8 protein-coding genes, 1 tRNA gene and 1 pseudogene are annotated in these 9,227 nt (G+C 74.7%); 6 read left to right on the top strand and 4 right to left on the bottom strand.

What is annotated here, in order from left to right; translation table 11 throughout:
- The 4 genes and pseudogenes from ABQ292_RS25205 to ABQ292_RS25220 all read right to left on the bottom strand — a co-directional run.
- Positions 1-1,290, bottom strand: a 1,290-nt coding sequence (locus ABQ292_RS25205; protein ID WP_369210451.1) for an NAD(P)/FAD-dependent oxidoreductase, incomplete at its 3' end; no start/stop codon positions are given.
- A 146-nt stretch (positions 1,291-1,436) separates the two neighbouring features.
- Positions 1,437-1,955 carry a TSUP family transporter gene (locus tag ABQ292_RS25210; RefSeq protein ID WP_369210452.1) on the bottom strand — a complete coding sequence of 173 codons (519 nt, stop codon included), beginning with the start codon at positions 1,953-1,955 and terminating at the stop codon, positions 1,437-1,439.
- Positions 1,879-2,397 (bottom strand): annotated as a pseudogene (locus ABQ292_RS25215) (TSUP family transporter); the annotation flags it as partial. The pseudogene ABQ292_RS25215 and the gene ABQ292_RS25210, both read right to left, overlap by 77 nt.
- A tRNA-Leu gene (locus ABQ292_RS25220) sits at positions 2,371-2,453 on the bottom strand. The gene ABQ292_RS25220 and the pseudogene ABQ292_RS25215, both read right to left, overlap by 27 nt.
- Before the next feature lie 209 nt (positions 2,454-2,662).
- On the opposite strand from ABQ292_RS25220, the gene ABQ292_RS25225 reads away from it, so the two are divergent.
- The 6 genes from ABQ292_RS25225 to ABQ292_RS25250 all read left to right on the top strand — a co-directional run.
- On the top strand, positions 2,663-3,484 hold the full coding sequence (locus ABQ292_RS25225; protein ID WP_369210453.1) for an FHA domain-containing protein: 822 nt from the start codon (positions 2,663-2,665) through the stop codon (positions 3,482-3,484).
- A gap of 82 nt (positions 3,485-3,566) precedes the next feature.
- A complete protein-coding gene (locus ABQ292_RS25230; RefSeq protein WP_369210454.1) occupies positions 3,567-4,025 on the top strand; it encodes an FHA domain-containing protein FhaB/FipA in 459 nt (152 codons plus the stop codon).
- A gap of 43 nt (positions 4,026-4,068) precedes the next feature.
- Positions 4,069-5,484, top strand: a complete 1,416-nt coding sequence (locus tag ABQ292_RS25235; protein WP_369210455.1) for a PP2C family protein-serine/threonine phosphatase — start codon at positions 4,069-4,071, stop codon at positions 5,482-5,484.
- A complete protein-coding gene (locus tag ABQ292_RS25240) occupies positions 5,481-6,893 on the top strand; it encodes an FtsW/RodA/SpoVE family cell cycle protein (RefSeq protein ID WP_369210456.1) in 1,413 nt (470 codons plus the stop codon). Before ABQ292_RS25235 ends, ABQ292_RS25240 begins: the two co-directional genes overlap by 4 nt.
- Entirely contained in the window at positions 6,890-8,338 is a 1,449-nt protein-coding gene (locus ABQ292_RS25245; protein ID WP_369210457.1) for a peptidoglycan D,D-transpeptidase FtsI family protein, read from the top strand. The genes ABQ292_RS25240 and ABQ292_RS25245 overlap by 4 nt, the downstream gene beginning before the upstream one ends.
- Positions 8,338-9,227: serine/threonine-protein kinase (locus ABQ292_RS25250; protein WP_369210458.1), on the top strand; the 890-nt coding region annotated here is incomplete at its 3' end. The genes ABQ292_RS25245 and ABQ292_RS25250, both read left to right, overlap by 1 nt.

Below are 9,227 nucleotides of genomic sequence, written 5' to 3' on the forward strand. Positions count from 1 at the left end.
GCTCGCCCGCACGCCGGCCGGCACCGGGCGGCGCGCGCCCCGCCGGGCGCGGGCCGCCCGGGCCAGCAGGACCGGGGAGAACAGGACCGTCGGGGGCGCGTTGCGGGTCCCGAAGGCCCCGACGGTGCGGGCCACCCGTTCGTCGTGCACCGCGCCGCCGAACACCAGCCGTTCGAACCGGTTGAGCGGTCGCCCCGACGACAGGTCGACCAGGATGCGCTGGTGCGGGAGCAGCCGGCGGCGGTGCTCCCGGTCGTAGGCGGCCAGGCCGCGCACCGGCACCTGGCCGTCGAGCAGCTCGGGCGCCACGGCGTCGGCCAGCCACTCCCCCGTCTGGAAGGCCCAGCCGCAGCCGACGCCCCACAGCGGGTCGCCGACGAGCGCCGCGTCGCCCACCAGGGCCACGCCCGGCCCGGTGACCCGCCGCCGCGTGACGTTGGGGTAGTCGACCGTGCCGATGACGTCGCCCACCCGCTCGGCGCCGGCCAGCTCGGGCACCCCGGGCAACCCGGAGAACACCGAGCGCAGCGAGTCCTCCAACGGTCGTGCTCTGAACCCCGCCAGGCGCTCCTTGGGCTGGAAGGTCGCGAGCACCGTCACGCCGTCGTCGTTGGGGAAGACGTACGAGGCCTCCCCCGACGGGCGCAGCCACATCCGGGAGACGCCGGGCTCGGCCAGGCCGACGCCGCGGTAGGGGGCGAAGTAGGCGAACCGGGCGTTGGGCTGCTGCCGGCCGGGCAGGCCGGCCAGCGACGCCGTCCGGGAGTCCCGGCCGTCCGCCCCGACGACCAGCCGGGCACGGACCTCCACCGGCTCGCCGTCGACGTCGGCGCGGACGCCGGCGACCCGCCCGTCCTCCCTGAGCAGGTCGCGCACCCGGGCGCCCATCGCCACCTCGACACCGGGGGTGGCGGCGGTCCGCCGGCGGAGCAGCGGGTCGAGCACCGAGCGCCGCACGCTGTACCCGTGCGGCGGCAGGCCCGGGCGCGGGCTCGTGTGCCGGATCCAGCCCTCCTCGATGTGGAGGTCGATGTCGTTGGGCACCGCCCCGGCGGCTGCCAGCGGCTCGTCGAGGCCCAGGCGGTGGATGGTCGGCGTCGCCGACGACTGGATGAAGTGCGTGCAGAGCCGCTTGTAGGTGTCCATGTCGCGGTGCGACTCGAGGACGAGCACGCGCAGCCCGGCGCGGCCCAGGAGGGTCGCGACCGTGCAGCCGGCGATGCTGCCGCCCACGACGACGACGTCGGTGACGGGGGTCGGCGGGGTCGGGGTCGGGGTCGACGGGGTCATGGCGCGCCTCCGTGGCCTGCCCCCGTGCGGCGGTCACCGTGCTCGGCGCCGGCCGCGGTCGGCAAGGCCCGGGAGGACGCCCCGGACGACGCGCCAGGCGTCGCCGCGCGTGGCACGGCGCACGGTGCACGCCCCACCGCCGTCCGCTAGCGGTGCCCCCAGGTCTCGACCGCGGAGAGGAGCGGGAGCGCGACCACCACGGGCACCAGGACCGCTTCCGGCACGACCCCCGCCAGCAACCCGCCGGCGACCGAGCCGACCACCGACCCGGCGGCCATCGCGACCACGGGACGGGCGTGCCGGCGGAGGACGACGAAGGCCTGGTCGCGGCTGTAGCGCGCGAAGGCCACCAGCATCGTCGGCAGGGACACCACCAGCGACAGGCTGCCGGCGAGGCGCACGTCCACCGCGTGCAGCACCGTGATCGTCGGGATGCGCAGCTCCCCGCCGGCCACGCCCAGCACCGCCGCGACCACGCCGATGCCGAACCCCGCGACGACGCCGGCCGTGCCCTGCGGGGCGGCCGGCCGGCAGGGACAGCGGCGGCACCACGTCGAGGTGGTGGACGGCGAAGACGACGGCGATGCCGACGAGCAGCACCCCGAGGACCCGGTGCAGGGTGGCCACCCGCAGCCGCGTCGCCCAGGAGGCGCCGGCCCAGGCACCGGGGAGGCTGCCCAGCAGGAGTGCCGCGGCCACGGACCAGTGCGCGGCCAGCGCGTCGGGCGGCACGGCGAACAGCCGCGACGGCAGCGCGACGAGGACGACGACCAGGCTCATCGCCTCGTTGACGACCACGGCCTGCAGTGCGGCGAGACCGAGGAACCCGATGAGCAGCGGCAGCCGGAACCCCGCGCCGCCGAGCCCGACCAGACCACCCGGCAGCCCGACGGCGGCACCGGCCAGCCACACCGACCACAGCGGCCGCCGGACAGGCCCGTCCCGGGTGGGCACCGGGTCGCCGGTCGGCGGGTCGCCGGGTGCGGTCACGGGCGCACCGTGGTGCTGCCGGCGGGAGGGCTCCGGGAACACGAGACGGCCCCCGGGAGGTCCCGGGGGCCGTCTCGTCGGTGTTCGGTGTGGGCAAGGGGGGAGTTGAACCCCCACGTCCTCTCGGACACACGGACCTGAACCGTGCGCGTCTGCCATTCCGCCACTTGCCCCGGCGAGGAGAGAGACTAGCAGCCACCGGGCGCGGCCCCGCGGAGGGGAGGTCGCCGTCCCCGGTACCGCGCCGCCCGTCCGGCCCGGGGACGGCGCAGCTCACGCCACCCGGCTCGGGGCGTCATGCGTCGCTGGCCGGTCGTGACCCCGTCGCCCGGCTACGATCACCGGGGAGGTCACCTGTCCGGGCGAGCGTGGAGGAGCGACTGTGGGCGTGCTGCAGCGCTTCGAGCGACGGCTCGAGGGCATGGTCGGCTTCGCCTTCGCCCGCATCTTCAAGGGCAAGGTCCATCCTGCCGAGATCGCCAAGGCGCTGCAGCGGGAGGCCGACGAGCAGCGCTCGGTGCTCGGCGAGGGACGGGTGCTCGCGCCCAACGTCTACGACGTCAAGCTGGGCTCGACCGACTACGAGAACCTCGCCGAGTGGTCCGGCCAGCTGGCCGCCGAGCTCGCCGACATGGTCGCCGAGCACATCGAGGCCGAGGGCTGGCAGGTCTTCAGCGAGGTCCAGGTCCGCCTCGAGCGCGACGAGGACCTGCCGACCGGCGTGTTCGAGGTGAGCTCGCACGTCGCCGACCCCGCGCGGCCGGCCTCCCGGGCCGACGCCGCCGCGGTGCCCCCGGCGCCGCCGATGACCGGCTCGGGCGCCGTCCCGCCGCTGCCGCCGCTGCGCGGCCGGGTGGCCACCGACACCGGCAAGCAGCACCCGTCGATGGTCGGCCGGGCCGGCTCCCGCCCAGGCGTCACGCACGTGCTCGTCGTCGACGGGCCAGGCACCCGGCACGAGCTGACCACCGGCCGCAACGTCATCGGCCGCGGCACCGACGCCGACATCCGGCTCCCCGACACCGGCGTCAGCCGCAAGCACGTCGACGTCGTGCTCGACAACGGCACCGCGTTCGCCGAGGACCTCGGCTCGACCAACGGCACGCTGGTCAACGGCCGCAAGATCACCCGGCAGGCCCTCTCCGACGGCGACGTCATCCGCATCGGCCACTCCGTCCTGGTGTACCGGCAGGACGGCACGTGAGCGAGCTCGCGCGCGGGCACGGCAGCGCCGCGAACGCGGCCGGCGAGCGCCGGCGAGGCGGACTCGTGAGCGGGGGCCGGTCGTGACCGCCGAGATCGTCCTCCAGGTCTTCCGCTTCGGGTTCCTGCTGCTGCTGTGGCTGTTCATCTTCGCCGCGTTCCGCGTGGTGCGGGCCGACCTGTTCGGCGGCCGCGCCGGGCGGGTGACCTCGGTACCGCCGCGCGCGGCCGCCCCCGGCCGCAAGCGCGGGCGCGGGCCGCGGACCCTCGTGGTGACCGCCGGCCCGCTGACCGGAACCAAGATCACCCTCGGCGAGCAGCCGATCCTCATCGGCCGCGCCGACGACTCCACGCTCGTCCTCACCGACGACTTCGCCAGCTCCCGGCACGCGCGACTGACCAACCGTGGTGGACAGTGGTACGTCGAGGACCTGGGTTCCACCAACGGCACCTACCTCGACCAGCAGCGGGTGCAGGGCCCGCTGCTCGTGGCCCCGGGCCAGCCGATCCGCATCGGCCAGACCGCCCTGGAGCTGCGTTGACGACGACCAGGGGGAGCGGCAGTCCAGACGTGAGCAGGGTCCGATGAGTCTCGCGCTGCGCTACGCCGCCCGCTCCGACCGCGGTCTGGTCCGCGGCAACAACCAGGACTCGGTCTACGCCGGGCCCCGGCTGCTGGCCGTGGCCGACGGCATGGGCGGTCACGCGGCCGGCGACGTCGCCAGCAAGGTCGTCATCGCCGCCCTGGAGCACCTCGACGACGACGCGCCCTCCGGCGACATGCTGCAGGCGCTGCGCGCGGCGGTGTTCGACGGCAGCGAGCACCTGCGCGAGGTCATCCGCGAGTCGCCGCAGCTGGAGGGCATGGGCACCACGCTCACCGCCGTCCTGTTCGCCGGCGGCCGGCTGGCGCTGTGCCACGTCGGCGACTCGCGCGCCTACCTGCTGCGCGACGGCGTGCTGCAGCAGATCACCCACGACGACACGTTCGTGCAGACCCTCATCGACGACGGACGGATCACGCCCGAGGAGGCCAACCACCACCCGCAGCGCTCGCTGCTGCTGCGGGCGCTCAACGGCCAGGACGTCGACCCCGACCTGTCCATGCGCGAGGCGCGCGCCGGCGACCGCTACCTGCTGTGCTCCGACGGCCTGTCCGGCGTGGTGAGCGAGGAGACCCTCGCCGAGGCGCTCAAGGACCCCGATCCGCAGTCGACCGCAGACCGGCTCATCGAGCTGGCCCTGCGCAGCGGCGGCCCGGACAACATCACCGTGATCGTGGCCGACGTCGTCGAGGACAACGGCTCGGGCACCCTCATCGAGCCGGTCGTCGACGGCGCGGCCGGGGACAACCGGGGTCAGCGGGAGGTGGACCCGCGGTCGGCGGCCGGCCGGGCCGCGCTGGCCGACCCGCCACCGGCTCCACCACCCCCGCCGACAGCACCCACGGCCGCCGCACCCCCCGACCGCCGCCGCCCTCGGCGGCGGCTGTTCCTCGCTGTGGGGACGGTTCTCGTCCTGGTCGCCGGCGGGATCGCCACGTGGCTCTGGGTGCTCACCCACTGGTTCGTCGGGGTCGCGGCCGCCGACGACGGCGACCGGGTGGCCGTCTTCCGCGGCTTCAACACCGACCTGCTCGGCCTGGACCTCTACCGGGTCGACGACGTCACCGACATCGCGTTGGCCGACCTGAGCTCCTACCAGCAGAACAACGTCCGGCAGGGCATCGACGCCGACGACGCCGACGACGCCCAGCGCATCGTCGACGACCTGCACCTCGCCGCCCTGCCCGTGTGCCCCCGCCCGGCCCCGTCGACCTCCTCGGCCTCCCCCTCGGCCGCGCCGTCGTCCGAACCGACCGCCGAGCCCTCGCTGCCCCTCCCCGACGGTGGCGGCCCCGCGCCCGAGACCCAGGCGGCGCCCGCACCGACCACGACCGCGACGTCGTCGACGCCCACGGAGGGGCCCGAGCCCGGAGTGGATTGCCGGGAGGCGGAGTGACCGGCCCCTCGACCGACCCGCGCTCGGCGATCCCGGGCACGGCCCCGCCCACGCGCCGCAACACCGAGCTGGCGCTGCTGGGCTTCGCCGTCCTCATCACGCTCGCGGCACAGTGCATCGTCGACCTCACCGTCACCGGGTCGCTGCGCGCGGAGCTGGCCGCCTTCGGCGGCTGGTTCGCCGCGCTCTGGGCGGTGCTGCACCTCGTCGTCCGCCGGTTCGCGCCCTACGCCGACCCGCTGCTGCTGCCCTCGGTGGCGCTGCTGTCCGGCCTGGGGCTGACCATGATCCACCGGCTCGACCTCGCCGGTGAGCAGGTCGACGCCGCCAGCGGGGCGGATGCCCCCGTCCAGCTGCTGTGGGCGACCGTGGGCACCGGCCTGTTCATCGCCGTCCTGGTGGTCCTGCGCGACCACCGGCTGCTGTCGCGCTTCGCCTACACCCTCGCGCTGGTCGGGATGGTGCTGCTGGCGCTGCCGGCCGTGCTGCCCGCCTCGATCTCGGAGGTCTACGGCGCCAAGATCTGGATCCGCGTGGCCGGCTTCAGCATCCAGCCCGGCGAGTTCGCCAAGATCTGCCTGATCGTCTTCTTCGCCTCCTACCTCGTCGACAAGCGCGACGTGCTCGCGCTGGCCAGCCGCCGGGTCATGGGCCTGGAGATCCCGCGGGCCCGCGACCTCGGCCCGGTGCTGGTGGCCTGGGCGCTGTCGATCCTCGTGCTGGTCTTCGAGCGCGACCTCGGCAGCTCGCTGCTGCTGTTCGGCATCTTCGTGGTGATGCTCTACATCGCCACCGAGCGGGCCAGCTGGCTGCTCATCGGCCTCGGGCTCTTCGCCGGCGGGGCGTTCTTCGCCTACCAGGTCTTCGGCCACGTGCAGGTGCGCGTGGACACCTGGCTCGACCCCTTCGCCTACCGCGACGAGGGTGGTTACCAGCTGGTCCAGTCGCTGTTCGGGCTGGGTACCGGCGGGCTGTTCGGCGCCGGGCTCGGCGGCGGGCGCCCCGACCAGGTGCCGGTGGCCAAGAGCGACTTCATCGCCTCCGCGCTCGGCGAGGAGCTGGGCCTGTTCGGCCTGGTCGCGGTGATCGTCGTCTACCTGATCCTGGTCGAGCGCGGCCTGCGCACCTCGCTGGTCGTGCGCGACGCCTTCGGCAAGCTGCTGGCCGGCGGGCTGGCCTTCGCCATCGCCTGGCAGCTGTTCGTCGTCCTGGGCGGCGTCACCGGCCTGCTGCCGCTGACCGGCCTGACCACGCCGTTCGTGGCCTACGGCGGCTCGTCGCTGGTGGCCAACTTCGGGCTGGTGGCGCTCCTGGTACGGATCAGCGACGCCGCGCGCCGCCCGGCCGCTCCGCCCACGCCGCCCAAGCAGGCCATCGGCGAGGCGCCCACCGAGGTCGTGACGCCGTGAACGCACCCCTGCGCCGCGTCGCGATCAGCGTGCTCGTCCTGTTCACGCTGCTGATCGTCAACGTCAACTACATCCAGGTCGTGCGCTCCGACGAGCTGCGCGACGACCCGGCCAACACCCGCGTGCTCACCGAGGAGTACGACCGCGAGCGCGGCTCGATCGTCGTCGACGGCACCGAGGTGGCCCTGTCGGTGCCCACCCAGGACCAGCTGACCTACCTGCGCCAGTACCCGCAGGGGCCGGTGTACGCCCCGGTCACCGGCTACTACTCGCTGATCTACAGCAACACCCAGATGGAGCGGGCGGCCAACGACGTGCTCGCGGGCTCGGACGCGCGGCTGTTCGCCCGCCGGCTGGCCGACCTGTTCACCGGCCGCGACCCGGCCGGTGGCGACGTCGTCCTCACCCTGGACCCCGCCGTCCAGGAGGCCGCCATGGCCGGCCTCGAGGGCGTCACCGGCGCCGTCGTCGCGCTCGACCCCTCCACCGGCGCGGTGCTCGGCATGGCCAGCACCCCCACCTACGACCCGGGGCTGCTGTCCAGCCACGACCCGGCCGGCATCCGGGCCTACGCCGCCGAGCTCGAGGCCATGGACGCCGACCCGCGGCTGAACCGGGCGATCCAGGACAACTACCCGCCCGGCTCGGTCTTCAAGGTCGTCGTCTCGGCCGCCGCGCTGTCGACCGGGGAGTACACCCCCGACACGGTCGTCCCGGCCCCGGACACGCTCACCCTGCCGGGCACCTCGACCGAGCTGCGCAACTTCGGCAACTCCTCGTGCAGCAGCAGCCAGGAGCAGTCGCTGATCGACGCGCTGACGGTCTCCTGCAACACCGCCTTCGCCCAGCTGGGGATCGACCTCGGCGAGGACCGGGTGCGGGAGATGGCCGAGGCCTTCGGCATGACCGGCGAGGGCCTGGAGATCCCGATGGAGACCGCCGGCAGCGGCGTCGGCGACATCGAGAGCGAGGCCGCGCTGGGGCAGAGCTCGATCGGCCAGCGCGACGTCCGGATGACCCCGCTGCAGGCGGCCATGGTGGCCGCGGCCGTGGCCAACGACGGGACACTGATGACGCCCTACCTGGTCGACCAGGTGCGCGCCCCCGACCTCACGGTCATCGACCGGGCCGACCCGGAGGAGCTCTCCGAGCCGGTCAGCGCCGAGGTGGCCGGTCAGCTGACGGAGATGATGGAGAGCGTCGTGGCCAACGGCAGCGGCCGGGCCGCGCGCGTCCCCGGCGTCACGGTGGCCGGCAAGACCGGCACCGCCCAGGTGGCCGAGGACGTGCCCGACCACAACTGGTTCATCGGCTTCGCCCCGGCCGAGGACCCGCAGATCGCCGTCGCGGTGTTCGTGGCCAACGGCGGGGGTACCGGCGGCGACACGTCTGCCCCGATCGCCCGCGAGGTGATCGAGGCACACCTCGAGGGTCAGGGGGGCTGATGGCCCTGTCCACCGGCACCGTCCTGGCCGGCCGTTACGAGATCACCGAGCCGATCGCCACGGGCGGCATGGGTGAGGTCTGGCGCGCCCGCGACCGCGTGCTCGACCGCATCGTGGCCGCCAAGGTCCTGCGCAGCGAGTACACCGGCGACCCGAGCTTCGTGGCCCGGTTCCGCAACGAGGCCCGGCACACCGCGGCCCTGTCGCACCCGAACATCGCCTCGGTCTACGACTACGGCGAGACGAGTGCCGACGGCGGTCCCGGGCACCTGGCCTTCCTCGTCATGGAGCTGGTCGAGGGCAAGCCGCTCGTGCAGATCCTGCACGAGGAGGGACGGCTGCCGGTCGACTGGACGCTGCACGTGCTCGGCCAGGCCGCCGACGGGCTGTCGGCCGCGCACGCCGCCGGCGTCGTCCACCGCGACATCAAGCCGGGCAACCTCATCGTGCGGCCCGACGGCGTGGTGAAGCTGACCGACTTCGGCATCGCCCGCACCCGCGACGCGACACCGCTGACCCGCACCGGGATGGTCGTCGGCACCGCGCAGTACCTCTCGCCCGAGCAGGCGCAGGGCATGGAGACCACCGCGGCCTCCGACGTCTACTCCCTCGGCGTCGTCGGCTACGAGTGCCTCACCGGCGGGCGGCCCTTCGACGGCACCTCCCAGGTCGCGATCGCCCTGGCGCACATCAACCGGACGCCGCCCCCGCTGCCGGCGGACATCCCGGCCCCTGTGCGGCAGCTCGTGGAGCGGGCGCTGGCCAAGGACCCGCACGACCGGTTCAGCGACGGCGCGGACTTCGCCGCCGCCATCCGGGCGGTCGCCCACGGCGGGAGCCCGGCGCCGGCGACGACGGCGACCGGCACGGCCGCCGCGGCCGGCGCCGC

Source organism: Geodermatophilus maliterrae, assembly GCF_041018925.1.
Taxonomy (GTDB): domain Bacteria; phylum Actinomycetota; class Actinomycetes; order Mycobacteriales; family Geodermatophilaceae; genus Geodermatophilus; species Geodermatophilus maliterrae.

Excerpts from the sequence above, each read along its gene's own strand:
- ABQ292_RS25235 (WP_369210455.1), top strand. The coding sequence starts at position 4,069 with ATGAGTCTCGCGCTGCGCTACGCCGCCCGCTCCGACCGCGGTCTGGTC.